We start from the raw sequence: 26,070 nt of genomic DNA on the forward strand, positions 1-26,070 counted from the left end.
CCTGGGCTAGTAGCTCGTCGCAGTCGGAGCCCCAAAAGTTCACATAGGCGAGGCCTCGCAGTTCAAAGCGAGGGCCGACTGCAGAGTGAGGTCGTTCCGGACAGCGCTCCGGAAAGCCCTTGAACAGCTTTCGTGCATTTTTTAGTGAGCAAGCGCTGGGCGAGATGCGCAGGTCGGGCGTTTCAGACGGATTACCCTGCACGGCACAATTGCCTGGGCACCATTGAAATTCTTGTCCGACAAACAGACGCGCCATCTGCGCAATTCGCCAAGGCTAAATAAGTTCGGGGCCATACTCATCGGTATCGACAAGCGCCTTTCTTAGGAGGCTCGGGGGTGGCTTTGCCTTTGCCGATACCCATTGAACGCTCTCAGTCGCGCCCACTCACATGGTGTTCAGATCGAAAGCTCGCATGGATTTGCGCAGATAACGACCGATCACCGCGACGGCGACGACGTCAGCCTCTCTGGCGCAACGGACATATGCTAGGGCACTACGCCCAGACCGCACAACTTGCAACAGCCCAACACCTGGGCCAATCGAGAGTTGGTCTTCCAACGCATCCCGAGTGATCCAGCAACCATGCCCCAAGACCTCCTAAAGGCTTGAATCGTACCTAGCGTCAAGTTGTACCAGCTAAAGGTTCGATTCGCTCAACTGAGACATTACCCGCCTCATTAACGACGGCACAGCACGTTGACGATCTGCGAGGCGGTGCTGGAATGGATGAATCTTGATGGCCGCATTTGTTCTTCTCGCTCTGATCTTTATCGCCGGGCCTGGCGCCGACTATGCCGTCCGCAGCGGGCATTCTCGCAGGCGGCGAGAGCGCGCGCGGCTGCATATGGCTTATGCCCAATCCGCTGCTCCTGCGAAAGCACCACTCAAATTTCCGAGACGCGCAAGCAATGATATACCACAGTGACAGCTTCAGCCGTGATGCCGACTAGCGAAGGCTCGCTTGTTGCTGGCAACCAGCATCGGATGCTGCAGACTAGATGCCATCGAGAATACAGCGTGCCGGCTGAACGATTCACGGTCCGCGATCACCCTCATAACTGCGGCCGTAGTGGCCTCATCGCCTCAGAGCTGACGCCCCATTTGCAAGCTGGCGTTGTGTCGTTCTAGCCGCAGTGTGTCGCACCTTCCGAATTGTCTGATTGCACCACCACACAAGCTTTTCTTTCGGCGCTTTCAATGAAAACCATGGAAACAAGGAACCGAGCGGCACGCCGACAGCGGCGCGCCTTTCGACGCGCGAACTCCAGATAATCGAAAGCAGTAAGTGAATCAGATGATGCCGCGAAGCCGGACCGCCGCGATCCAAAAGCGTATAATGGGAATCGCCACGCCTATCTGTTCAATTACCACTATGATTGCGGAGCTGATGCGGTGTGCGCCGCGTGTTGGCCGATCGTTACGCTGGGTGATCGTCGAGCCGCTTTCGGAGGCTCTAACATTTGAATCATCAGCCTGATACTGTCCTTGATCGTGACAATCCCGGTTTTTCATGAGACCGCAGGGCAGAATTGGGACGAGGACTCTGACCCTATAGTGTGTCTGCCGGACTGCCGCGCGGGTCAGACCAGCGCTTGCGCTACGTGTATCTCGATTGGACCGAAAGAGCTTCCGGACGTCTTGATCAAGGCGACGCTTGCGACCGACGATTGTCGCTTCTACAGCGATTTCGGCATTGACCTTGCTGCTATCGCCCGCTCACTCTATGCTAATTGGGACGTAGACGGCATACATCTTGACCGTTAGCCAGCAGGTTGTGAGAATTCTATTCCGGTCAACTGGAGGCAGCGTCGAGGCAGGGTTCGCGAGGCACTTGTCGCGACTTGGCTCGAATGGCGGCTCACCAAGGTGAAATCCTAACGATCTATTGAGCCGGGTGCAGATCGGAGGCGCTGCCTTCGGCGTGAGTGACGCGGCACGGCTCTATCTCAACAAACGCGTTCAGGACATCGACCTGAGCGAAGCGGCCATGCTTGCCGGCTTGCTAAATGGGCCGCTGATGTAGCTTCGCACATTGGTCTTCGGACTGTGCGTCACCCTGCAGGCCTAGTTCTCGATAAGCTGGTCCAGACCGGATTTGATGACCAGGTGTTTGGTGCAAAGCACCATCCGGCACACCTACTGTTCAAGCCCGAGGAGGGGTCGTTGAAGTAGGGGCAATCGACAACGAGGTTTTCACAGACGGTATTACGCAAAACTCGAAGGCACACTTGCTGGATCGAAGCCGTACGTCCGTCATTATAGTTTTAAGAAGCGCCTCTATAACTATCCGCTGCATCACTGGTCCAGTGAGGGTGTGAGGGCACGGATCGCGTTTACACCTCCAAAGAACCCGAGCTCCGGCACGACAACTGTTGCGCTGTGTGTCAGACTTGTTTGGGGTCTTTTCATCATGGATCGGATCGAACCGGAGCGTATCCCGCCTCATGAGGCTCTTGTGAGCGCCGCATTTATAAAGGCCTGGCTTTGTGGAGACAGATCCGATCCTGGCACATAATCCTCGAACCTGCTCTATGATCGGCTACGAACTCGTTTGGAGTGCTCGGTCGACAACGGCGAGCGGGGTGTGCTGCGTCTTGCAAACGGCGCGATAAGAACTTTATGCCTTGAATTGGCAAAGCGCCACACTCCATAAACTTTCTTCGTGGCGACCACATAGTAGAGGACCGGAGACTCTGGTTAGCCGGGCCCTCTCGCTGCGAAACGGAATGACATTCCGATTCTGTCCGATCTCGGTTACTGTTCACCCGTTCCTGACGAGCTCGATAACGGCGCCGTCGCTCTGCTTGCGCTCGAGATACCGATCTTAATGCGCGTTTTCCGCGCCACCCAGTAGTTTTGGATCGGCGGCGCACCCTACTCAATTCGAACCGGCCGCAAGAAAGGGCGCATGGCATTAGCGAAAGCTGAGCGCGCGTTGCTCCATCAAGCGCGAACGCTCAGCTGCCTGGGCGATACGGGCGGCGCCCCTGTCGCTAGTATGACGGCGGCACCGTCGGATGCTCCAGAAACTCAGACCCGCAGCATCATAGTGCGGCGATTCGAAAGCACGGCACACCGCGGCTCTCCAGGCCGTACACGATCGTCCCCTGGCGGACGCGAATCAGGGCTCCGTTCGCGGGCGGCTTCCTCGGCCGCAGCTGGGTCTGGTTGCAGGGATCCAACGCCAGAAGACCGGCGATGCATTGGAGCAATCGCACCCCGGAACCGCCAGATCATGGGTCGCGCAACCCGCTGCTCTCGGGAGACGAGATTGGATTGTAGCGGATTGATTCCGGTACCTGACGATAGGGGTCGCCGGGCACGGGCTGAATGGCAGCAGGCTGCTCATAACTCAGATAAGCCTGAGGCGGCGCGCCTTGACAACGCAATGGGTGCGGCTGGTTGTTTCCAACTTTCGCATCGCGTTCTTAAGGTGAAAATTGACAGTATTCTCGCTAACCTCAAGTATGACTCCGATTGCCCAGGATGATTTACCCTCCTCTACCCACTGCAAGCACTGTTTTTCCCGTGCGGACAGCACCACGTCTTGCACATCGACCATGTGTTTCTCCCGGAGCCGAGACGATCTAAGGACGAGAACAGCAAATCCCGTACCACGCGACAGCGATCGCAAAATCTCGCACCGCAATACTCCGAGAAATGTCGATACAAGCGTGGAAGCTTGCGACTCCAACGGCGGCACCAAGGAATACCGACTGCATCGTGACATGCGTCGTCAGTGCGACATAACACTTGCAACAATCGCGACACTTGACATTATGTCCGCGCTTCCGGTCTCTACGGGTCTGCTCTTGAAGTAGCGGTTCCTAGGCCCAATAGGATAGCTCAGGTGAGGCCGACGCTTCCGCCCCGCGAACGAAACTCGTTCGGTTTGCATCACCGCTCTCCGCAGGTCCGCTTGCACCTCTTTCCCACTTCTTGTGCCTTCTGGAGGAAAGAATACTTAAATTCAACTCACGATCGTTCCATGTGCTCTCTCTCTTTTGTTTCGTTGCCGCCAGTGTTGTGTTGTAGTTTGCTTCTGACTCTGTCCCCGACGAGACGACTTTTGTCGTATGGATTGGCTCGAGTACTGCTCACCGACAGCACTCAAGCAGGGCATGTGCCCGGTAGATCGTTTGCATCAAGCCATTTTCTCCCCGTAGCGAGGCGGGACGTGGATATACCGGCATCGCCTGCACCGAAGCCTTCATCGCGCGGCTCGGGACCAACATCGAACATCACGAGGAGGTCTGGAACGCGGAAGATGAGATTCTCTCCCGCCAGGACCATCCATATCGGTATGGCTATGGAATGCTTTGTCATTCCGGCTATCACCACGTCGATATTTTTGAAGCCTTCTGGGTGATATTGAAGACAACTTCGGGCCTCTGGCGGCCAATATAGGTAATGGGCGTGCGGAGCTTACGAGAGGCTTGACGCGCATAAGCTCCAATCAGGTCGTAGGCTGCGTTGTACCGGCGCGGCGCCATCACGACACAACGACCGCCTCCGGCTACAGATCGCCTCGAGCTCCGCCGCCCCCCAACAACTCTGTCGACTGCAGGTCGCCCATTCGAACCCATTGGAAGCACAACTGGCTTGTCGACCAGACAATCAAGGCCAAGTCCAAGCGCAGCGCGCAGGTACTCCAGATGGGCGTTCGGTTCGGTCGAGACAATGACTTTAGAGCGTGGAATTGCCAACGCTCTGAGAGCGTCCTCCCCCTCGCCGGAGTACCAGATGCCCTGTGGTCGGAGATGTATTCCTCCGTTGAGGGCCGCCTTGTTTGACGGACGCGAACGCTGCAGGTCCTAGGGGTAATCCTAGGAGAAGCGCTATGACGATTTCGAGGGCGGAGGTGATCACATCGGTCGAGCGGCGACGCCGGTGGTCGCAGGATAAGAAGGAACGGCTTGTTGCAGCATCGCTCGAGCCCGGAGCCTGCGTTTCCGAGGTGGCTCGCATGGCTGGCCTTCATGTAAGCCAGCTGTTCAGGTGGCGCAAAGAGCTTTGCAAGCACGCTGAAGCGAGTATAGCGCCGTTCGTGCCGGTCGAGATTGGGCCGTCTGTGCCGCCGCGGGAGGTGGCCGAAGCGCCGCTGACGACGACGGCGGCGCGTCGACGGAAGAGCCTGGGCATCATCGAGATCGACCTTGGTAGCGGGCACCGCATCCGGGTCGATGGCGACGTTGATGGAGACGCACTACGTCGCGTTCTCGATGCTTTGGTACGCCGATGATCCCGGTTCCGACGGGCGCGCGCGTGTGGCTTGCGACAGGCTACACGGACATGCGCCGAGGCTTTCCAACGCTGGCACTCCAGGTGCAGGAGGTGCTGCGCAAGGACCCGCTCAGCGGTCATCTGTTTGTCTTCCGCGGTCGCCGAAGCGATCTTGTGAAGGTGATCTGGCACGATGGCCAGGGAGCATGCCTGTTCACCAAAAGGCTGGAGAGAGGGCGGTTCATCTGGCCTTCGGTTGCGGGCGAAGCAGTGACGATCTCTCCGGCGCAGATGGGCTACCTGTTGTCCGGAATCGATTGGCGCAACCCGCAGGAAGCCCAGCGTCCGACGCGGATCGGATAGCCGTTTTGGGTTTGAATCTGCTGCTTGATCTGATTCAATGGCTTCATGATATCGAAGCCGGACGAACTTCCATCGGACCTTGTGAGTGCCCTGGCGGCGCTGCAGGCCGAGCGTGAGGCGCGGCTGCTCGCCGAGGCGGTGGCTGCCAGTGCGCGGGCGGAGCTGTCGGACAACGCGGCGTTGATCGCGCATCTCGAGCTGCGGATCGAGAAGCTCAAGCGCGAACTGTACGGGCAGCGCTCCGAGCGCACGGCGCGTCTGATCGAACAATTGGAATTGGAACTCGAAGAACTCGCCACCACGGCGAGCGAGGATGAGCTTGCGGCTCAGGCCGCGGCGGCGAAGACCCAGAGCGTGCGCGCCTTCACGCGCAAGCGGCCGGTACGCAAGCCCTGGCCGGACGACATCGAACACGAGCGCATCGTTATCGAGGCTCCGACGAGCTGCGCCTGCTGCGGCGGATCGCGGCTCGCGAAGATCGGCGAGGATGTGACCAAGACGCTGGAGGAGATCCCGCGCCGCTTCAAGGTCATCGAGACAGTGCGCGAGAAGTTCACCTGCCGCGATTGCGAGAAGATCAGCCAGCCGCCGGCGCCGTTCCACGCGACGCCGCGCGGCTTCATCGGCCCACAATTGCTGGCGACGATTCTGTTCGACAAGTTCGGCATGCACATCCCGCTTAATCGCCAGAGTGCGCGCTTTAAGGCCGCGGGGATCGACCTGCCATTGTCGACGCTGGCCGACCAGGTCGGCCACGGGACCTTCGCCGTCATGCCGCTCTTCCACTTGATCGAACGCCATGTGCTTGCTGCCGAGCGCCTGCATGGCGACGACACCACCATCCGCATCCTGGCGAAGGGCAAGTGCAAGACCGGTCGGATCTGGACATATGTGCGGGATGACCGGCCCTTCGCCGGGCCAGCGCCACCGGCGGCGGTCTATTACGCCTCGAGCGACCGTCGAGGCGAGCATCCACAGAAGCATCTGGCCGCCTTCGCCGGTATCCTGCAAGCTGATTGCTACAACGGCTTCGAGCCGTTGTTCGATCCGCAGAAGAAGGTGCTGCCGATTACGCCGGCGTTTTGCTTCGCCCATGCGCGGCGGGGCTTCTTCGAGCTGGCCGACATCGAGAAGAACGCTTGGGAAGGCCACAGGGGCAAACCGGTCTCGCCGATCGCGTTGGAGGCGGTCAGACGCCTCGACGCTTTGTTCGAGATCGAGCGCGCCATCAACGGCCGCGGCGCCGACGAGCGGTGCGCCGTGCGCCAGGAAAAGAGCAAGCCGCTTCTCGAGGACATGCATGCCTGGCTGCTCCTCGAGCGCGAACCCCTCTCGCGCTCCTCCGAGGTCCTGAAGCCCATGAATTACATGCTCAGGCGCTGGGACGACTTCGCCCGCTTTCTCGATGATGGCAGGATCTGCTTGACCAACAATTGTGCTGAGCGCGCATTGAGAGGCATCGCCCTGGGAAGGCGCAATTGGACCTTCGCCGGCAGCCTGCGCGGTGCCGACCGCGCCGCCATCATGCTGACGATGATCACCACCTGTCGTCTCAACGATGTCGATCCCAAGGCCTGGCTCGCCGATATCGTCGCCCGTATCGCCGATCTTCCCGTATCGCGTCTGCACGAACTGCTACCCTGGGAATGGAAGCTCCTCCGCCAAGGCGACACTCCCGCCGATCAGCAGGCTGCCTGATCTTCACGCAACGCCCTTCATAGAGCTCGTCGCGCTTGCGCGCATGCGTCAATCAGGCGGCCTTCGTCGTATGCGTACTCGGAGATCGGGTACCCAAGAGATACTCATCGGCTTGCACGCGCGGCTCTCGAAAAAGGCACGCTGCGGCGCGGCAATCAGGATGGAGGTGCAGCGTCAATCAGGATGAGAGAGCTTCGGCGGGCCCGTGACGCAGGGAGGGCGTAGCCTGACCGGAGTTACGAGCCCGGCGTCGGCGCGATCCGAACGGGACCGCGCGGACTGGTGATCGCGGCCGGCTGGGTTATGCAAGTGGTTCTTCCGCCAAGAGGAATCACTCGCTTGCCCGGCCGACACATCACAGATCACCAGATGAGGCTCTACATGAAGTACCGTCAGACCGATAGCCCGCCAGTGGCGGCAACCAAGGCGTCATTCAGTGCGTCGACCGCTTATCGGCTCGAGAAGAATCTGCGTCTTCCGTCGCAAGAAGTCACCGCGGCAAAGGCGCCAGCCGGACCCCTTGGCCAACGTCTTCGACCTGGAGGTCGTGCCGATGCTGAAGGCGGCTCCCGGCGTGCGGCCCGTGGCGATCTTCGAGGAGATACTCCGACGGCATCCTGAGCTGGGGGCGCGGAATCCGCCGCACCCTGGAGCGCCGGATCCGCGCCTGGCGAGCAATCCATGGCGGGGAGCAGGAGGTCATCTTCCGCCAGACCCATGACGTGGGCCAGGTCGGCCTCTCCGACTTCACCGATGTGGGCGAGCTTGGGGTCACCATCGCGGGCGTGCCGCTCGATCATCGCCTCTATCACTTCCGGCTGGCCTATTGCGGGTTTGAACACGCCCATGTCGTGCTCGGTGGCGAGAGCTTCGTTGCCCTGGCCGAAGGGCTGCAGAATGCCCTCTGGTCGCTCGGTGGGGCACCGCGGGAGCATCGGACCGACAGCCTGTCGGCCGCCTTCTGCAATCTCGACTGCAATGGGAGGGACGATCTGACCCGGCGGTTCGAGGACCTCTGCGCCCGCTACGGCATGCGGCCTTCCCGCAACAATGGCGGCATCGCCCACGCGAACGGGGCGATCGAGAGCTCCATGGCCATCTCAAGCGGACGATCGCCGATGCGCTGCTGTTGCGCGGCACTGCCGACTTCGATGATCTCGCCGCTTATAGCGGCTTCATCGACGAGATCGTCAGCCGCCGCAATGCCCGAACACCAAGCGCATCGACCACGAGCGCGCCACGCTGCAGGGGTTGCCAGATCGCCGCACCTCGGACTAGGAGGAGGTGATTGTCCGCGTGACGTCAAGCGGCGGCTTCACCTTGCGCAAGGTGTTCTACACCGCGCCGTCGCGTTTGATCTGGCACCAACTGCGGGTGCGCCTTTACGACGCTCGTCTCGACGTGTTCGTCGGCGGCACCCATCTCGTCACCCTGCCGCGTGGGCGGCCGCATTCCATTGGCAAGCACGAACCAGGTCGTCGATCGGCGCGTGATCCATTCCTTGCGGCGCAAGCCAATGGCGCTGCTCAATCTCGTCTACCGTGATCAGCTGTTCCCACGCGATGCCTACCGCCGAACCTTCGATCGCCTGCGCGAACGGCTGCCGGACAAGAAAGCCTGCCGGCTCATGGTCGATCTGCTCGCTCTGCCTCACGAGCGCGGTTGCGAGGCCGAACTCGACGATCAGCTCGCGACCGAGCTTGATGCCGGCCGACTGCCCGACCTCGACCGGCTGCGCGCTCGCTTCGCGCCGGATCCGGCCTGCGTGCCGCAGGTCATGGTGCAGCTCGCACGGCGCGCCTCAATCTGTTGCTCAACGAGTTGCGGCTGCCCGCCATCAAGGTGCTGTGGCCGCAATTTGCCTAGCAGTCCGACAAGGAAGGCTGGCCGGCGGCCCGCTTCCTCGCCGCCATTGCCGAGCACGAGATCGCCGAACGCGGCCGCCGCCGCGTCGAGCGCCATCTCGTCGAGGCGCGGCTGCCCACTGGAAAGACCTTCGACAACTTCGATTTTGAGGCTGTGCCGATGATCTCCTGGGCGCAGGTGACCGCGCTCGCCGCCGGCGATGATTGGCTCGGCAAGGGCGCCAATCTGCGGCTGTTCGCCCCGCCCGGCGGCCGCAAGACGCCACTTGGCGGCAGCGATCGGCCTGGCCCTTATCGAGAACGGATGGCGCGTCCTCTTCACCCGCACCACCGATCTCGTGCAGAAGCTCCGGGTGGCGCGCCGCGAGCTCAATCTCGAGGCCGCCATTAACCGCCTCGATCGCTTCGACCTCCTGATCTGAATGATCTTGCCTACGTCACCAAGGACCAGGCCGAGACCAGCGTGCTGTTCGAGCTCATCAGCCCACGCTACGAGCGGTGTTCCATGCTGATCACCGCCAATCAGCCCTTCGGAGAATGGAACAGGGTCTTCCCGGATCCTGCTATGACGCTCGCCGCCATCGATCATCTCGTTCACCACGCCACCATCGTCGAGATGAACGTCGAAAGCTATCGCAGGCGCACCGCGCTCGAACGGAAGCGGGGTCCAGGGCGACCACCCTCGCACGCCACACCAAAAACACTCGCTGATTGACGCTCCGCGACAATCAGCGCTCAAAAAGCGTTGCGCGACAGTCGTTGCGACAATCATCACTCCGCCGCGACACCGACTCGCCATCCTGATTGTCGCGCGCTTCCCATCCAGATTGTCGCGCTATAGCTACGCACAGCATTTTTCGTGCTCGCGAGCTCAACCACATGGAAGCCCGAGCCTCGCCCGCTAGCGACGGCGCTCTCGATCAGAGGAATATACCTGGCCATTGCGTGAGGACCGAGCCCGACGAGTACAAGATCATTTACGTCTTCTGATCTCCTCTCGCTTGCGTCCCAGACAGAACTTCGGGTGCGAACCAATCAAAGTTGGCGTCGATCCAACGGAAACCGAAATGGCACTCCTTGCAGAACCGTTCGGTGAACGACCGTTCCGAATTTTTGACGGTACGTCACGCTCAGAACAAACCTGGCGCGTTCCGCGCACGAGCATCGTTTGCTTTTTACAGAATCAAATCCGGCAGCCATGCGATCGCGACCGAGACTTGGGTTGAAGCGCGAGTGTCCGGACGATCAATGGCACACAAACCAACGAGCAGCCTCTCCGACATGCAGCCCCCTGACTCGAAGCGCCGAGACAGTCGATTGCGCCGCGAATCCAAACATGAGCTCCGGCACTGACGTAACTTGCCAGCTCTTTGGAGCATGCGAGAGAAACCGGCTCGCTGTGAGCTTCGCGAACTCTGATATCCGGCTGTGCGGATAAACCCGATGCCACCCCAAACGTGATAGGAGATCTGCCTTTCGCTCTTGTCGTATTGTCAGCTATCGAATCGGCATTGGTTCGTTACCCGAAACGATCAGAATTTGAAGGCGGCTCCGGGACACAACTATTGAGGCTCCTAGATGAGAGTTCAGTGGCGGTGATGCACACCAGAGCGTCGCAACCCAAGCGCCGGCCCCCGATCGGAGCGGTAAATGATATGTAGAAGAAGCACTCTGCCTTTCCCGACGCAGATAGCAAGTCGATGAATGAAAATGGCGAAGGATGTGCAAGCGCCATAGGGTAGCAGGATCACGAGAGTTCCACACCAAGCTTGCCCCCCTATCACCGTGTGCTGCTTGGGCGCGTGCGGGCATCACATACTGTCGCGATTGGCGGGTTCGCGAGGCACCCCAGTTTTTAGGGCAGATCCTGCAGCCGTTTATCAGATAGCTGTGGTCAACGCGTCAGCGTTGTCCATCATGTCCACAGCCTTCGCGGCCTGCATCCGTTCGCTCCAGACCGGCTGATGAAGGGGACGATCGTTGTAGAAGGCAATCCAGTTTGCAATGCCCACCTTGGCCTCGCGGCCGTTGGCATAGCCCTTACGCTAGATGTCCTCGTGCTTGAGAGACCGCCACAGCGGCTCGATGAAGACGTTGTCCATCCAACGACCGCGGCCATCCATGGAGATCTTGATCCCTGCGCCCGCCACCGCACCGTGAAGGCCGCACCGGTGAATTGGCTGCCTTGGTCGGTGTTGAAGATTTCCGGCCTGCCATACCGTGCCAGAGCCTCGTCGAGCGCAGCGAGGCAGAACGAGGTATCCACCGTATTGGAGATACGCCACGCCAGAACCGCACGGCTCGCCCAGTGAAAGGCGACGAAATAAGGAAAGCCACGGCCGATGGACAAATACGAGATGTCGGCCGGCCACACCTGGTTCGGCCGGTCGATCGGCATGTTGCGCAACAGATAGGGATAAGTCTTGTGGCCCGGCGCCGGCGTCGTCGGTCAGGGCAACTTCGTTGTCGTTGGTCGGCCGTAGCGGCCGGTAGACCCCAGAGCGCGCAATGCGAAGTAACGTGCATTGCCGGCGGATCGACAGCGCCTTGTCAGCGCAATTGAGCATTCCTCGACGGTCCGGCGTGCTCATCCTCCGGACCTCTGCGCTGAAAAACCGCTCGACTGTCAGTTGTCCAATCCTGGCGTGCAGCTTCTCGTTCTCGCGTTCGCGCGATTCCTCGCTCTCCCGCCCGACACCCGCGTGAAGGGCCCGGGCCGCCTGGTCCAGCAGTTGCTTCTTCCACGCATAGATCTGGTTCGGATGCACCTCGTAGCGCTGCGCCAGGTCCGCCACCGTCGCCTGCTCTCGTAGCGCGTCCACCGCAATCTTCGCCCTCAACGCCGCGTGGATCCTCCGTCGTGTCTTCTTCGTCATCATGCCCTCCGTCTATCGAACGGAGCGGCCCCTTTCCAACTTAGCCTCTGGTGCCAAAATCAGGCTCCATTTCACCGCCGGGCGGCCGCCCAGGAAGGCCAAGGTGATGGACGATCAGATCGAGCCGGGTCCTGTCGCCGCGCCCACGGTGCCAAAGCGCCGTCATCGAAGCGCTCGGTGAAAATACGCCGACCACACAGAACCGAAACGCACCGGAAGCGGCGCGCCACGACCACTAGGCGAACCTGCCGCCACGCCAGCGGCAGATCGGTGAGGCGCCGCTGATATCGGCTATGGGTCCGCGCAGAACTGGTCCCGCATCCGGGACAGAGACTTGTCCCGCTCGTGGGACGTACGGTGATCACCGTCGTAGCGCCATCACAGAAGGCGCTTTCCAGGTCAAACCCGCGGGGACCAAGGCCGACGGACGTAGTGTTCTCTGCACATATTGATTCCTTTGTGAAACCAACGCGAGCCGGCACTCGAATTTCATCAAAAGTGATGGTGTGGAACGGCCCTTCGAACCGGCATCAAAAGTGCCTAACGTGGTCGCGTAGAGAGGCGCCACAAAGGAAGGACCGTTCCATGGAGAAGATTATCACAGTGGGTTTGGATTTGGCCAAGTCGATCTTTCAAGTTCACGGCATCGCCGAAAACGGGAAAGTCTTGGTTCATCGCACATTGCGGCGATCGCAGGTTCTGCCCTTCTTTCGGAGCCTTCCAGCTTGCGTGGTAGGTATGGAGGCCTGTGCGAGTGCCCATCACTGGGCACGCGAGATAGCGGCGTTGGGCCACTCTGTCCGCATGATGCCGCCAGCCTACGTGAAGCCTTACGTCAAACGAAACAAGACCGACGCGGCGGATGCTGAAGCCATTTGTGAGGCGGTCAACCGCCCGACAATGCGGTTCGTGCCCGTGAAGACTGCCGAACAACAAGCAGCCAGCATGATTTTGCGAACGCGAGAGATGCTGATGGAGCAGCGCAGCCAGACTGCAAATGCCCTGCGTGCCCATATGGCCGAATTGGGCATTATCGCTGGCACAGGCATGGCAAGCATCGCAAAACTCCTGGTGCTTCTCCGGGACGAAAAAGACAATAGGATTCCCGGCGCCGCCCGCTTTGCCCTGATCCTATTCGCTGAACAGATTGAGCTGCTTACAACCCGCATAGAGAAGCTCGACAGAGAGATTTTGGTTGCCGTCAGAAAGGACCCTGATGCAAGGCGTCTGATGAGCATTCCGGGTGTCGGTCCTCTCATCGCCGCTACCGTTCGGACATCCGTCGTGGATGCTCGCGATTTTGCGACTGCACGAGATTTTGCGGCTTGGACGGGGCTCACACCGAGGGCACAGTCGAGCGGCGGGAAAGAAAGGCTCGGCGCGATATCAAAGCGCGGAAATCGGCAACTACGGACGCTCCTGATCGTTGGTGCGACCTCTATCATCAAGCTTGCTAAACGAGGCTTGAAAGTCCCACTCTGGATTCGGACCATGCTGCAAAGACGGCCGGTCAAGGTCGTATCGGTCGCGCTCGCTAATAAGATTGCGCGCACGATCTGGGCCTTGGTGGTCAGAGGCGGCAACTATCAGGCGCCGGCCGCAATGCTGAAATCCTAATCTCAAGAGCTCTCCGGCGGAAGAAGAACGCTGCCGAGGAGGCAAGGTGCAAATCTGGATGAACCCCGAATGACGTCATTCCCGGTAGCAATCAGACCGCCTGACTCACTGCGCTTCGAGCGCGAGAAATTGATTGGGCGATTGCTTCCGCGGATATCATCGTGGCCAGCGGCCAGGCGCCGCGTTCACAGGCCGAACATATGACCGCACCGTCATCCCTTGTTCAACCAGAGAAAGATCTTGCAGCCCGGGCCGTTCCACATATGAGCCAGAGCCAATTTTGCATGCTGAATGACAGGCGGCCGCTTCAAGCTGGTGGTCGATATCGTCGATCGCGAGAAACCGACCCTTCGTCAATTGGTGCAACGACTAGCCGGGCGGGGCCATTGGGTGATTGCCGCTCCGCCGGAAAAAATCGTCGACAATATCCAGACCTGGTTCGAGAACGAGGGCGGATGAGTTTTTACCTCATGCCGCCTTGGCTACCCGGTGGATTCGACATCTTCGCCGAGCAGGTCGTGCGGATCCTGCGCAAGCGCGGTCTGTTCCGGCACGACTACGCGTGCAAAACGCTGCGCGATCACTACGGCTTGGACCGCCCAGCAAGCGTTTTCTCCGATTCGGTTCAGGCGATCGCATAGCTTGGCGGACCTGCTCTCATGTCGCTTCAGATACCAGGGTTTCTCCGACTCTGATATCGATTGTAGCACATCAACTTAAGGCCTTCGCTGGATCTCACTCCCGAGATCTTGCGACTACGCGGCCTCGCGGATCAATTTCTTGCGTCTGGCCTGGACTCCTCGGCGAGAGCGGGACCCGAAAGGGTCTCTTCGGCAGCTGTCAGCCGCACTTGCCACGGGCAATGAAGCTGTGACCGACCTGGAATCGAAGCTCGAACGCGCTCCTGAGCTTGCCAACGAGCGACGACGACTTTCTGGGGCGCGAGGCCAAGCGGTCAAGTTCGCGCGGTTTGGCTGCTGCACTCGCGCCGCTGGCACGCGAAGAGCAGGGCCTCGAGAGCCTCCTCTACCATCCTGATCGGGTTCGACCATTCCAGGGTGTGGAGAGTCAAAGGTCGGCGCCCACGATCGAACAGCCCCGCCGCTCCGACAGGCGCATCGCGCCCTTCAGGTGCGCCACTCCGACGGCTTGCGGCGGGCCCTACGATTTTTTGAAAGAAGCTCGTGTAGGGCGGCCGCATCGAGCATCTGCTCGGCCGAGAGCTTGTTCAGGTTCGCATTCTCCTATCCGTGCCGCCGAAATTTGGCCTTCCAGGTTATAGAAGGCCGCCTCGAGGCCGGCGGTCTCTGCGCCGGCCTCTTGCTCCTTCACAGCGACAATCTGCTCTTCCGTAAACTGTGCTCGCTTCCTCTGTCAGTCTTCTTCAGGCCGGGCTCTAACTCCATCTGCAGGAAACGCGCAGTGGCAGGTCAACCACCATAGATATCAGCTTCGCGGGACCACAAGCTTTTCGAGCATCAAAATGTCGTAGTGCCTCCCGCCCTGAGAAAAGATCTCTGGAAGACAGCCAACTACCGAAAATCCACATTTTCTCTCCGCGAACGAAACGACGCGCGGCATATCTTTGAATACCATCCCCAAGATGCAACGCACATTGAGGATACTTGCTCGGCTTAGAAGAGTGCGAGCAAGAGCGGCCCCAACTCCTTTGCCACGAAATGGCTCTTGAACATAAACTGACATTTCAGCTGTGTGTTTAAGTCCTTCCCGCGCGTGATGTCGCGTGAGCGCGGCCCAGCCGACTAAGGCGCCTTCGTGGGTGCATGTGTACGAGTCAAATAAAGGACGTAATTCAAACAGGATTTGATTCAGTTCCTTGACAGTCCAACAACGCGTTCCCCATGTTGATTCTCTGGCCTGACATGCAGCATTGTAGATCTGTGTCGCGGCTGGCAGATCACCTACTTGGAAGCGGCGCACTTGGTACGACATTCGATTCACTCCACTCTCGTTTTGCGTCGGGATCCGCGTCTCCGAAATTAACATGCTTGGACGTCAATTGAACAATTGAGAACTCTGAATCTGATACTCTTGTTCGGACGCGATTTAACATTTCGACATTCAATGTCCAGAATCACGGTTGAGAGATACGGCGGTCCTTGAAACGTCGTTGGCGGACCTTTTTCTTGGTCCAGACGAAAGGCTCGGCTTTGTCGTTGTGCGCGTTGACGTAGGCATCGATGTGTTTCCTGGAGCTGCTTGAGGCTTGTGAAGGAGGTGTCGGTAAGTGACTGACCCTGCAAGATCGAAAAGCAGACCTCGGCCTAATGGAGCCGGGACGCACTTGTCGACGTGAAATGCCTTGAGCCAGAGCTCGTTCTTCTTATGGGCGTTGAGGTTTTGTCGCGTATGACGCGAAGCTTTCGGCCCGGAAAGGCCGCGGTGACGCTGTTCATGAAGTCGAGAAACTCGACACGGCGCGACGTTTGTGAATGCGTTGCAATGATCTTTCCGGTAGTGACCTCAAGCGCCGCAAACAGCGTTGTCGTACGATGCCGCCTGTAACCGTGGCTCTGGCCGGGCAAGGCGCGATTATTGGGCAGCTTCAGATAGGCCTGCGCTCGCTCCAAGGCCTGGATCGAGGGCTTCTCGTCGACGCATAGTACGGTGACCATCGCGGGCGGCGCGACGTAGAGGCCGACGATATCAGCGCCTTTTGCGGTAAAGTTCGGGTCGTTGCTCCAGGACTTGCGAGCTGCGAGGTCGGTCTTGTGGCTGCGCAGGAACCGCCAGACATATTAGACGTCAACATCGTCCAGCGCCTCGGCCAGCAGAGGACTCGTCCAGGGTGCGATCCCTTGTGGGGCAGCTTATCTTGCAGCCCTTCAACGCCATGGTCGGAATAGCGACGCCGCCAAAGACTGACAATCCGCGGATGGACCCGAACTTCCTTGGCGATCGATCGGGTGCTGCGCCCTTCCGCCGGCAACAGAACGATTCGCGCCCGCTTCAAATCAAACTGCAACATCTCCGCTGAGCGCCAACACGCCTCAAGCACCTTGCGATCTTTCCTCGAAAGGTGGACTTCTCTTGCTTCGGGTATCCCACATCTTGAATCACGGCTCACCATTTCAGAAAAGTGGATACTAGGCTGTCGGCGATTAAGCCAGTGACGACTCTTTCTCATGATAAGGACCCCGTGTTAAGCGTGAACTACCGATGCTCCGTGCCAGAAGATGGTCTGAGGCAGATGTTCTCAGGGCAGTGCAGAGCGGTGGAGTCGGGAGAGTTGCGTGACCGTGCCGTCGTTCGGAGTTCGTGGCAAGCTGCCAGAGCTGATAGGTTGCCTAGAGCAGGTCACTGTGATTCCTTGGGCGGCGGAGCAGAGACGCTCACTTTACGTGAGGAACAGACGCCGAGTTGCCGGTTAATGAGAAATCTCTCGACAAAGTCGCATCACCGCAAAGGCACCGCGCCGCACACTAACGAATAACGGACGAGTTTAGACCCAATGTTTAGACGTGCAACTAATGCGGATGCCGACGAAATGGCGAGGATCTACAACCAGGCGATGAAGCCAGGCATCTTTGCCATAAGTCAAAGCGCTCCCGATACTCGCAACGAACGCATCTCTTGGCTCAGCGATCATCAGGACCCTTATCCGGCGTTCGTCTATGAACTCGAAAATAGTGGAGTGATCGGCTGGTGCTCACTGAATAAGCTCTATGTGCGCCCCGAATACACTGGTATCGCCGAAACTTCACGCTATATCGACGAGAATCATCAAGGAAAGGGAATTGGCAGGATTATGCTTACTCACTTGATTGAGAGCGCCACTAATCTGGGACTACGACTGCTTGTGTCGAACGCATACGAAAGCAATCTCCGAAGTATGAAAAGCGCGGATAATCTCGGATTCGAGCGCGTCGCGGTGCTACACGAAGCGGCACTGATCAATGGTGAATGGCATAACCTCGTATGGCTATGGAAGAAGCTAGCATGAATCGTATCCCGCCCAAGCGGTATGTGCTTCTGGACGGCGCGAACAAACCCTGTTTATTTAGCCAAGCTGCCAACAGTTCAGGTGCCCACCGGATGTGTTTGCGATGGGCAGAGAGCGAACCGCCGGCAACGCTCGCGATTGGGAGGGCTCCTGGTGGCTCGACAAGCGCGCACATACGTTGGGCAGCGCGAGTCTTTGGGCTCCGCCGCCAAGGGCCGATTCAAGCGCCGACGCGAGGGCGCCCGGTTCCGCTAAGCACGAAATGCATAGCCTCAAAATAACTAAGGTATCATACTAGGGTTCAGACTCAATTGATCCAATAAGCGACGAGAGCGGCGAGGTGGACGGCGGCCAAGAAGTTTCTGGCAAGTTTCGTCGTAGCGAGTAGCAACACGCCTGAAATCCTTGAGCCGGCAGAAACAGCGCTCGATAACATTGCGCCCTTTATAGAGGCGCTTGCTGAAGCTGTGGAGGGTTACCCGGTTGGATTTGTTTGGAATGACGGGTTTCGCGCCGCGATTGACGATTTCGGCGCGAAAGCCGTCGCCATCGTAGCCTTTGTCCCCAATGAGGGAAGACATGGGCGGCGCGAGCTTCAAAAGGGCCGGTCCTGCGGCAATGTCTGCGGCTTGTCCCGGGAGTGAGATGAAATGCGCAAGGTTTGCAATCGGGGTCGCTCAGCGCGTGGATTTTCGTGCTCCGCCCGCCGCGTGAGCGGCCGATCGCCTGTTCATGCTCCCCCCTTTTCCGCCGCTCGCGGAGCGATGCGCTTTGATCGAGGTGGAGTCGATCGACAAAATCAGGCGGTCCTTGCCGCAGCGGGCGAGCGCTTCAAAGATAGCCTGCCAATGTCCGCGCTTAGCCCAGCGATTGAACCGATTGTAGATTGTCGTGTAAGGGCCATAGTCGGGCGGGCAATCGCGCGAGCGTGCGCCGCACTGGAGCATGTGAACGATACCGCTGATGATGCGTCGATCGTCTTCGCGCGCGGGGCCGGTCTGGTTCGTTGGCAGATTCGGCTCTATCTGAGCCCACTGCTTGTCGTTGAGCCAGAACAGTCCTTTGCGCATCGAAGTCCCCTGTGCCGAATCAACTTGGCACGAGGGAATCAGAACTCGCTAATTAGGTACAGACCCTAGCACTACTTTGGCAGAATCGTTTTGTGTTGAAGTCCGTCACGGATACGTTTCCGACAATGTGGGCATCGTTGAGACGACGGCCGAAGGGTGAGATCGACGATGGCGTGACGTACGGCCGGCATAGTTGCTTGAGGCGGAGGCCCGTTGATTGTTTTTTCCGCCCCGCGTATGCTAGACGACGATGTTGCAAGAAGGCGTAGGCAATCATCGTCATCAGGCGTGACGATGAAGACCTTGCCATGATTGCCGTTCGAGGTGATCGAGTCCAAGCTCCTCTTTCAGTTGCTCATGCGCCTGCTCACAAATCCATCGTGCGTTGATGGTAGCGGTCAGCGTGCGCAGATTCGTTGCCGCGGGCCGGTTGGCTAGATAGTCGTCCGTGAAGAGCTGCTAAGCATTAAGTGGAATCGCATTTGTCGTTGTGGACGGTTTTGCGATTGCAGGGTTTTGATGCTTCGGGCATCGGAACCTGGCAATTTCATTTTCAGGATTCCGTCGAATCGCCAGTCGTGATTCCGTCGTCGCATCGGAGGGGCCGATGGGACCGAAGAAGCACAGGAGGACGGGATCGAACGATCTGTTCCGAGCGCCGCTGGACCAGATCATCAACATGAAGCACGAGCTGGTTCAGCTCGCCGGCAAGATCGATTGGGACTGGATCGACGGCGAGGTCGCGCCGCTCTACAGCGAGAATGGCCGGCCCGGGATCGAGACCCGGTTTATGATCGGGCTGCTGTTGCTCAAGCACACTTACGGGTTGTCCGATGAGGGCGTTTGCGAGCGCTGGGTTCACGACCTGTATCTCCAGTTCTTCACCGGGGAAGAGGTCTTTCAGCATGCCTTCCCGCACGAGCGCTCGGACCTGAGCCATTGGCGCAAGCGGCTCGGCGACAAGTTGGAGCTGCTGCTGGCGGAGAGTCTGCGGGTGGCGCACGAGGCCGGCGCCTTACGCAGCCAGGACCTCAAGCGCGTCACGGTCGACACCACGGTGCAGCCGAAGGCCATCACCCTCCCGACCAAGACGGCAGCGGCATGGTGCTGTTGTACTAAGAACGTCATTTCTCAGCCAACAATGGCCGGCTGCTTCACTGGCTTGGTGAGACACGCGTCCACTCAAGGCCGTCGAGCAGCACCGCGAGCTGCGTCGCACTCATGGTGCATGTATCGTCTGATCATGGCGATTCGCCCCGACGCTCTCCCGACCAATCCAGCGGCTCTGAGCGAGATGGTGCCCGCGCTTGACGCCGAGAACGAGAAGCTTCGTGTGGCGATGCAGACGTTCAAGGAGATGATCCTCGGAAGCGCTCGGAGCGGCTTGCGGTGCTCGTGGCCGAGCAGCTAGCGCTCGAGCATGGCGACCTCTATACCGACGCCACGCTGCTGTGCGCGTCAACGACGATGAGCCTGCGGCGAAGCAAGCCGCGCAAGAAGGCGCGCCGTAATATCGGCGGACTGCCCAAGCAGCTGCCGCGCAGCGACCAGGTGCTGGAGCCGGAGACGACCGCGTGCCCGTGCTGCCAAGGCCAGCTCCACAAGATTGGCGAGGACGTGAGCGAGGTGCTGGACGTGATTCCGGCGATCCTGCAGGTGCTGCGCACGATGCGACCTAAATACGGCTGCGGAGCTGCACCGATGGTGTGGTCCAGGCGAAGGTGCTGCCGCGCCTGATCGAGGGCGGCATGGCTGCGACCGCACTCGTGACCCACGTGGTCTCTAAGTTCGCGTGGTATTTGCCGCTGCAGGTGCAGATTCTGGCCGGCCAGGCCTCCATCTCGACCGGGCGACGCTTGCCGGCTGTGTGAAGCGTGCGCCTGGTGGCTCAAGGGTTTTTACGAGCTGTAGCTGCGCACGATCCAGGCCTCGGCGCGTGTGTTCTGCGACGAGACCCCGATGCCCGTGCTCGATCCCGGACGACATCACCCCCGCATCTGCCAGTTCTGGGCGCATGCCATGGATGATCGGCCATGGGGTGGCCCTGCGCCGCGAGCGGTCGCGTACGTGTTCGCCGACGGCCGCGCCACCGAGGAGATCGGCGGACAATTGGCCGGTTTTCCGGCATTTTGCAGGTGGACGGTTATGGGCCCTCAAGGCGCTCGCCCGCGATCGTGGTGGCGCGATCCAGCTCATTTTTTGTCTCGCTCATGCCCGACGCAAATTCGTCGAGGTGTTCAAGACGACCCAATCGCCGTTCGCGCGCGAGGTGATCAAACGCCTGCAGACGGTCTATGCCATCCAGGATGAGATCCGCGGCAGCAGTGCCGAGCAGCGGCTGGCCGTCTGCCGCACCAGGAGCGCGCCGTTGATGGCGGCACTCAAGGCGCGACTGACCAAGATGTCGGCCAGTTCTTCTCCCAATCGAAGCTAACACAGGCGCTCAACCATGCGCTCAATCACTGGGATGCGCTGACGCTGTTTCTCCGGGACGGTCGTGTCGAGGCCGATTCCAACACAGTCGAGCGATCCCTGCGCCCGATTGCCATGGGAAGACGCAACTCATTATTCAGCGGCAGCGAGGCGGCGCCGAGAGCTGGGCGATCCTGGCGTCAATCGTGAACACGGCAAAGCTCCGTGAGCTCGATCCGCAGGCCTAGCTGGTGACGTGCTGGAGCGCATCGTTTCCGGGCCAACCGAGAGCCTCAGCTGCACGAACTGCTCGCCCGGAACTGGAGGGCGGCGCACCAGCACACCACCGCACTGTCCGCCGCATGAGCCCGCATCGTCACAACGCTTCGTCGTCGATGCCGGCCGCCGCGATGCCCCTTGCGGAGCTCGATCGGTGACTGCAGGCTCGCGTGGACCCGCTTCCTGCCGCCACCAGCATCCCCATGCTCGACGGTTATGTCGCCGCGATCGTGGCCGGACCGGTGTCGATGAGACCGCTCGACTGGATTTGTCCGCTGCTCGCCATCGATGCCGATGCTTTCAACCATGGCGACACCCCGGAGTTCGCGGCGCTCTCCGCTGTCGCGCTGCGCCATAACGTCAGCAACGTCCTTACGACCGCGCCCGACCAGTTCGATCCGATGCACCGGCGCAAGCCCAATGGCGACGTCGATCCGCGACCCTGGTGTTAGGGATTCTAGGCCGCGATGCGGCGCAGGCTGCCGGCCTGGGCGCCGTTGCTGGACGGCGGCAACGTCAATCACGGCCTCGTTCTGCCCATGGTATTGCCGCATGTCGCGACGTTCCCGGTAAACCTATTATTGCCTCATCTATTTTGCTCGCTAGCTACGGGAGCGATGGAAGCCAGTCGCACAACTTGTGGGCATTCGAGCGCGCCGATGTCGCGCTCGATCCTCGACCGAGCGCTTGCAAAGCAAACAGACCGTTGATCGGGCGTGGTCAAGGCCGCCAGCCGCCGAAGGCGGTGGCGCGAAGCGCCAGCATCGAGCACGGTCCATCACCGGTCTCCTTCACACCGCCGTTCCTTTATCCAGCAGCGGCGGGCTTTCCGGTGATATGTCGATCACCTGTGTATGTGCTGCGTTTTCCCGCGAGCTGAAACAACAATGCGCTTGCTTGCTCGCTGCGCCACGATTTGAGACGACGTTGAAGAGTTCGGAGTACCTTGTTCGGTAAAGCCCGGGCCATTCTGCCTGAAGCTTGCAAACGAGCTCGCTCGTTCGCCACGGCTCGGCCTCGAACCATTCGCGCAGCTGTGGCGTAGCCTTGACGAGCGGATCAGGGCGTCGTCGCTCACGCTTCGGCTTCGCAATTGTCCTGTCGGTCTGGCGGACCGCTCCTTCTTTCCACGCGATCCGCAAGCTCGACCAAAACTGTTCGATAGGTGGAGCCGCAGTTGGATGGCTTGCCGCGGCGGCGTCGGTGAGACTGGTCAACTTCTCCTGCACGGCTCGGATATCGCGCAATAAGGCGACCGGATCCAGGCGGGCATGTATTTCATCGACGCTGCCCGGGCGGCATCAGGTGTTCTTGCTTCCGCAACCAGCCGCTGATGTGGGTCGCCGGCGCGCTATACGTTTTGTGGACACCTGCTCCGTCGCGCTCCTTTCGTATGAATTTGAACGACGGCTGGAAAAAGTTCACGAACGAGCGGGCCGAACGGTAAAGCTGCGCGAGCAAAGCAGCCGCTTCGACCCCCTCGAATCGACGGTAGCCGACCATTCGTCTGACCACCGCGCCGTCCTTCTGCTCGACGAAGGCCTCATCGTTCTTGCGATAGGGGCGACAGCGCATGAAGACGATACCAGCCTGTCCGCAGTATACCTTCAAGATCTCATTCATGAACACAGAGTCGTTGTCGGTGTCCAGACCCAGGAGCGCAAACGGTAGCTGTTTACGAAGCTCGGTCAGAATCGTGCTCAACAGCTTCTGCTCACGCACCAGAAGTGGCGCGCATTCCGTCCAGCCGGTCGCGATGTCCGTGAGAACAATCGTGTGGACGGCACTGCCGCGCGCCTAAGGACTGCTGTGGGCGACAAGATCGGCCTCGGCGAACCCAGGCGCCGGATCTCCCCACCGCCTAGGGATGCTGCGTCGCAGAGCACTTGCCACAGAGCGACGACGCGGCCGATCGCTTTGCTCACAAACGCATCGAAGTGCCCGGTCGATCGTCGCCGCACTCATCGACAGTAATTTAGCCCGAATCTCTGACCCCAGGTCGATATGGCCGTGCCGCTCCATCGATTCAATCAAGATCGGCATCAGAGGGGCTTCAGACGCTTGCCGCACACCCGGTCTGCAGCCTCCCAAAGCAGCATCAGCGCATTTCGCTCCGCGTCTTGGTAGATCCGCGGACGGTTGCGGCGACTCTCTGTCTGGCCCTCAGAATCGCAGCGCAGCAACCACATCGCATGCTTTCGATGGAAGCCCGTTTTCGCAACGAACTCGTCGAGGATGCGGCGGTAGTCCTTCCAGGTAAAGGCGACGTGATCCTCGTCGAGGGCGACGAGCCCGTTGTTGGCAATTGCAAGGCGATGGGTATAGCGGCCGAGATAACCCAGCACCTGCGCGGGGCCGCCGAACGGCCGTTTGGCTTAGACCTAGCTGATGCGCCGCATGGCGTCGAGGTGAGCTGCGAAGGCGGCAGGCTTGGCCAGGGATGGAGATCGCCGAAGAAGTGCAGGCGGCGGTCAGCGCCTTCGAGGAACAACCATCTGAACAGTAGGGCGAGCGGTTTGACGGGCAGGAGAAGTGTGGTCGGCTGGCGATCCAGCGCGCGCCATCGAGCGAGAGGTCGCCGCCAGGCACGACGCAGTGGAAGTGGGGATGGAGCGTCAGCGCCTGCCCCAGGTGTGGAGGACGGCGACGACGCCGATCCCGGCCCTGAGCCGGCGTGGATTGGCGGCGAGCCTCGACATTGCCTCGGCGGCGGCTTTGAACAGGATCGCATAAACGCTGGCCTTGTTCTGAAAGGCGATCGCGGCGATCGGAGCCGGCAGCCTGGAACCGACGTGGAAATAGGGAACCGGCAGCAGGTCGGCTTCTCGCGCGGCGAGCCACGCGGCTCCGGCTGGCCCTGACAGCCGCCGAGCGCCTCGGTCCGGCACGCCACGATCGCGCTCATCACACGCCGCTGAGATGACCGACATGTACACGGCGATAGGTGTCGCCAAGCCGGCGCATAGTATCGGCAATCTCGATGGCGGACCTGCTGGAGCGGCTGTCGGCGCGGATCATCACCCGCATCCCGTCGGATCATCGAGGTGGCGTCACCTCCCGCGACAGGCGATCGAGCGGCCTCTGCGTCGCCCGGAGCGTACCGGCGGCGACCTGCGTGTAGCGCGCTGTCCGGTCACCGCACACCAGCGTTCTAGCTCGACGAGCAGGGCTACGTCCCCGGCGACTACACGGTAAAACATACGCTCTGACGAGTGATCCTGCTTACCAACAGCTGGAATCGAATGATAAGGAGCGCGGCGTACACGGCCGTCCCAATTGATAAGCCCATCCAGACACCACTCGCCCCAAGGCCGATCTTCAAACCAAGTATGTAGGAGCTGCAACAGCCGACGAACCAGTAGCCGATTAGGGCGAACAGAAGCGGCACGCGCGTGTCCTTCAGCCCACGCAAGCTGCCCGCCGCAACGCTGTACATTGCAGCCGGGATAAAGGAGCTTGATCCGATCAAAAGCAGGTGTGCAGCGAGTCCGGTCGTCGCGTTCGCGTCATCGACCGTTTCGCCCAAAAACAACTCAGCAATTTGAGAACGCGCAGTGATCACCCCAATGGTGAGCACCGCCGCGATTACCACACCCAGGAACATCGCGGCCAAGCCTGCCCTCTGAATCCCAGGACCGTCTTTGCGTCCGAGAGCATGACCGACGCGTACGGAAGCCGCAATACCGATGCCAAAAGGAATTCTGATCAGGATCGTGGCTACCTGGAACGTAATCTGGTGAGCCGCAACCGCCGTCGTGCCGATCACGCCCATCATAAGCGCCGCGGCAGAGACGACTCCGTACTCGGTCAGAAATGCGATTGAGACCGGTGTTCCGATCAATATCAGCTGCCGCATCATGGTCCAGTCGGGGCGCCAGAGCCGAGCAAGCACTCGATAGTCACGGAAAGGGCCACCCATTGTGACGTACCACAAAGAAGTCAGGAAGGTCGCGCAGTTCACTAGCGCTGTACCCAAACCCGCTCCGAACAGCCCCAGGGTCGGCAGGCCGCACTCGCCCCAGATCAAGACGTAGACCAACATTGCATTGACAGGAACGGCTGCCACCGTGATCCATAAAACGGGCTTGGGACGCTTGACGGCAACCATGAAACTGCGGATAGCCGCAAACCACAGAGCTGGTAGTGCGCCCCATCCGAGTCCGAAGAGATATTCTTGTGCGAGCCTGGCCGCGCCCGGCGCTTGGTCAAGAACGAGCAACATCTGCTCACCTGTCAGGAGAAGCCCGATGATCGGCACCGAGACGATCAGCGCCGCCCATAGCCCCATGCGCAGTGCGCGCCGTACCACACCCAGATTGTCCTCAGCAAACGCCCTTGCTGCAAAGGCGGCGACCGGCGCCAACAGTCCCGTGCCGAAGTAGACGCCCACGAAATAGATGGTGCCCCCGAGCGCTGCCGCGGCGAGTGCCTCCACGCCGATGCGACCGATCAAAGCAACATTGGTCGCCATCATCGCGACTTGTCCAAGCTGCATCAGGGCCATTGGGGATGCGAGTTTAGTGGTTTCGCAAAGCTCGACGACGAATTGCTGGCAGGCAGCTCGTGTTCTCACTCGGTGCCGTGTAGCTGTGACCTGGCTTTTTTCGGCTATTTTGTCTATGGAAATCATGCTGCCCTTGCGTCAGCAGACAAACGAACTCGTGTGCCCCGAGCCGGTTCTCGTCCGACCTCGCACTTATGT

15 protein-coding genes and 13 pseudogenes are annotated in these 26,070 nt (G+C 60.0%); 17 read left to right on the plus strand and 11 right to left on the minus strand.

Features of this window, described 5'->3' with window-relative positions:
- Positions 1-1,555: 1,555 nt before the first annotated feature.
- Both ACVIN2_RS14115 and ACVIN2_RS14120 read left to right on the plus strand, forming a co-directional pair.
- Complete coding sequence (locus ACVIN2_RS14115) at positions 1,556-1,765, plus strand: transglycosylase domain-containing protein (protein ID WP_456769718.1); 210 nt, start codon at positions 1,556-1,558, stop codon at positions 1,763-1,765.
- Positions 1,766-1,895: 130 nt separating this feature from the next.
- Positions 1,896-2,024, plus strand: a complete 129-nt coding sequence (locus tag ACVIN2_RS14120; protein WP_456766046.1) for a transglycosylase domain-containing protein — start codon at positions 1,896-1,898, stop codon at positions 2,022-2,024.
- A gap of 1,329 nt (positions 2,025-3,353) precedes the next feature.
- On the opposite strand, the pseudogene ACVIN2_RS14125 reads toward ACVIN2_RS14120, so the two are convergent.
- Positions 3,354-3,545: pseudogene (locus tag ACVIN2_RS14125) on the minus strand (LuxR family transcriptional regulator); the annotation flags it as partial.
- Positions 3,546-4,841: 1,296 nt separating this feature from the next.
- On the opposite strand from ACVIN2_RS14125, the gene tnpA reads away from it, so the two are divergent.
- The 5 genes and pseudogenes from tnpA (at position 4,842) to istB (ending at position 9,865) form a co-directional block, all read left to right on the plus strand.
- The gene (gene tnpA, locus ACVIN2_RS14130) at positions 4,842-5,243 is read left to right on the plus strand and encodes an IS66-like element accessory protein TnpA (RefSeq protein ID WP_456766047.1); all 402 of its coding nucleotides are present in this window, start codon (positions 4,842-4,844) and stop codon (positions 5,241-5,243) included.
- Complete coding sequence (gene tnpB, locus ACVIN2_RS14135; protein ID WP_456766048.1) at positions 5,240-5,587, plus strand: IS66 family insertion sequence element accessory protein TnpB; 348 nt, start codon at positions 5,240-5,242, stop codon at positions 5,585-5,587. The genes tnpA and tnpB overlap by 4 nt, the downstream gene beginning before the upstream one ends.
- A 45-nt stretch (positions 5,588-5,632) precedes the next feature.
- Positions 5,633-7,285, plus strand: coding sequence for an IS66 family transposase (tnpC, locus tag ACVIN2_RS14140; RefSeq protein ID WP_456766049.1), 1,653 nt, complete (start codon positions 5,633-5,635; stop codon positions 7,283-7,285).
- Positions 7,286-7,624: 339 nt separating this feature from the next.
- Positions 7,625-9,080 (plus strand): annotated as a pseudogene (gene istA, locus ACVIN2_RS14145) (IS21 family transposase); the annotation flags it as partial.
- Positions 9,047-9,865 (plus strand): annotated as a pseudogene (gene istB / locus ACVIN2_RS14150) (IS21-like element helper ATPase IstB). The pseudogenes istA and istB, both read left to right, overlap by 34 nt.
- Before the next feature lie 1,165 nt (positions 9,866-11,030).
- On the opposite strand, the pseudogene ACVIN2_RS14155 reads toward istB, so the two are convergent.
- Positions 11,031-12,026, minus strand: a pseudogene (locus ACVIN2_RS14155) (DDE-type integrase/transposase/recombinase).
- A 63-nt stretch (positions 12,027-12,089) separates the two neighbouring features.
- A pseudogene (locus tag ACVIN2_RS14160) lies at positions 12,090-12,471 on the minus strand (transposase family protein); the annotation flags it as partial.
- A gap of 140 nt (positions 12,472-12,611) precedes the next feature.
- On the opposite strand from ACVIN2_RS14160, the gene ACVIN2_RS14165 reads away from it, so the two are divergent.
- Together ACVIN2_RS14165 and ACVIN2_RS14170 are read left to right on the plus strand one after the other, a co-directional pair.
- Positions 12,612-13,643 (plus strand): IS110 family RNA-guided transposase, encoded by a 1,032-nt coding sequence (locus tag ACVIN2_RS14165; protein ID WP_456766050.1) that lies wholly within the window; start codon positions 12,612-12,614, stop codon positions 13,641-13,643.
- A gap of 303 nt (positions 13,644-13,946) precedes the next feature.
- Positions 13,947-14,284, plus strand: a pseudogene (locus tag ACVIN2_RS14170) (LLM class flavin-dependent oxidoreductase); the annotation flags it as partial.
- Between the two features lie 433 nt (positions 14,285-14,717).
- Here ACVIN2_RS14170 and ACVIN2_RS14175 read toward each other — a convergent pair.
- The 3 genes and pseudogenes from ACVIN2_RS14175 to ACVIN2_RS14185 all read right to left on the minus strand — a co-directional run.
- Positions 14,718-14,984: pseudogene (locus tag ACVIN2_RS14175) on the minus strand (IS3 family transposase); the annotation flags it as partial.
- A gap of 105 nt (positions 14,985-15,089) precedes the next feature.
- Entirely contained in the window at positions 15,090-15,650 is a 561-nt protein-coding gene (locus ACVIN2_RS14180) for an N-acetyltransferase family protein (protein WP_456766051.1), read from the minus strand.
- 559 nt (positions 15,651-16,209) lie between these two features.
- The gene (locus tag ACVIN2_RS14185; protein WP_456766052.1) at positions 16,210-16,791 is read right to left on the minus strand and encodes a helix-turn-helix domain-containing protein; all 582 of its coding nucleotides are present in this window, start codon (positions 16,789-16,791) and stop codon (positions 16,210-16,212) included.
- A 324-nt stretch (positions 16,792-17,115) separates the two neighbouring features.
- Between ACVIN2_RS14185 and ACVIN2_RS14190 the strand changes: the two genes are divergently transcribed.
- Entirely contained in the window at positions 17,116-17,607 is a 492-nt protein-coding gene (locus ACVIN2_RS14190; protein WP_456766053.1) for an N-acetyltransferase family protein, read from the plus strand.
- A 307-nt stretch (positions 17,608-17,914) separates the two neighbouring features.
- On the opposite strand, the pseudogene ACVIN2_RS14195 reads toward ACVIN2_RS14190, so the two are convergent.
- Positions 17,915-18,677: pseudogene (locus tag ACVIN2_RS14195) on the minus strand (IS5 family transposase).
- Between the two features lie 105 nt (positions 18,678-18,782).
- Positions 18,783-19,118 (minus strand): annotated as a pseudogene (locus ACVIN2_RS14200) (IS701 family transposase); the annotation flags it as partial.
- Positions 19,119-19,284: 166 nt separating this feature from the next.
- Between ACVIN2_RS14200 and ACVIN2_RS14205 the strand changes: the two are divergent.
- From ACVIN2_RS14205 to ACVIN2_RS14230, 6 genes and pseudogenes are all read left to right on the plus strand, one after another.
- A pseudogene (locus ACVIN2_RS14205) lies at positions 19,285-19,764 on the plus strand (transposase); the annotation flags it as partial.
- 302 nt (positions 19,765-20,066) lie between these two features.
- Positions 20,067-20,414 carry an IS66 family transposase zinc-finger binding domain-containing protein gene (locus tag ACVIN2_RS14210; RefSeq protein ID WP_456766054.1) on the plus strand — a complete coding sequence of 116 codons (348 nt, stop codon included), beginning with the start codon at positions 20,067-20,069 and terminating at the stop codon, positions 20,412-20,414.
- Positions 20,415-20,425: 11 nt separating this feature from the next.
- Positions 20,426-20,548: a hypothetical protein gene (locus ACVIN2_RS14215; protein WP_456766055.1), complete on the plus strand. Its 123-nt coding sequence runs from the start codon at positions 20,426-20,428 to the stop codon at positions 20,546-20,548.
- A gap of 88 nt (positions 20,549-20,636) precedes the next feature.
- Positions 20,637-20,987, plus strand: a complete 351-nt coding sequence (locus tag ACVIN2_RS14220) for a hypothetical protein (protein WP_456766056.1) — start codon at positions 20,637-20,639, stop codon at positions 20,985-20,987.
- Positions 20,911-21,299, plus strand: a pseudogene (locus tag ACVIN2_RS14225) (IS66 family transposase). Before ACVIN2_RS14220 ends, ACVIN2_RS14225 begins: the two are co-directional and overlap by 77 nt.
- 239 nt (positions 21,300-21,538) lie before the next feature.
- A complete protein-coding gene (locus ACVIN2_RS14230; RefSeq protein ID WP_456766057.1) occupies positions 21,539-21,820 on the plus strand; it encodes a UPF0149 family protein in 282 nt (93 codons plus the stop codon).
- A gap of 355 nt (positions 21,821-22,175) precedes the next feature.
- Here ACVIN2_RS14230 and ACVIN2_RS14235 read toward each other — a convergent pair.
- Positions 22,176-23,608: pseudogene (locus ACVIN2_RS14235) on the minus strand (ISNCY family transposase); the annotation flags it as partial.
- Positions 23,609-24,386, minus strand: a pseudogene (locus tag ACVIN2_RS14240) (IS91 family transposase); the annotation flags it as partial. It lies immediately after the preceding pseudogene.
- On the opposite strand from ACVIN2_RS14240, the gene ACVIN2_RS14245 reads away from it, so the two are divergent.
- Positions 24,349-24,489, plus strand: coding sequence for a hypothetical protein (locus ACVIN2_RS14245; RefSeq protein ID WP_456769888.1), 141 nt, complete (start codon positions 24,349-24,351; stop codon positions 24,487-24,489). The pseudogene ACVIN2_RS14240 and the gene ACVIN2_RS14245 overlap by 38 nt on opposite strands.
- Positions 24,490-24,552: 63 nt before the next feature.
- On the opposite strand, the gene ACVIN2_RS14250 is transcribed toward ACVIN2_RS14245, so the two are convergent.
- On the minus strand, positions 24,553-25,872 hold the full coding sequence (locus ACVIN2_RS14250; protein ID WP_456766058.1) for an MATE family efflux transporter: 1,320 nt from the start codon (positions 25,870-25,872) through the stop codon (positions 24,553-24,555).
- Positions 25,873-26,070: the final 198 nt, after the last annotated feature.

This window comes from Bradyrhizobium sp. USDA 3650 (assembly GCF_054057395.1).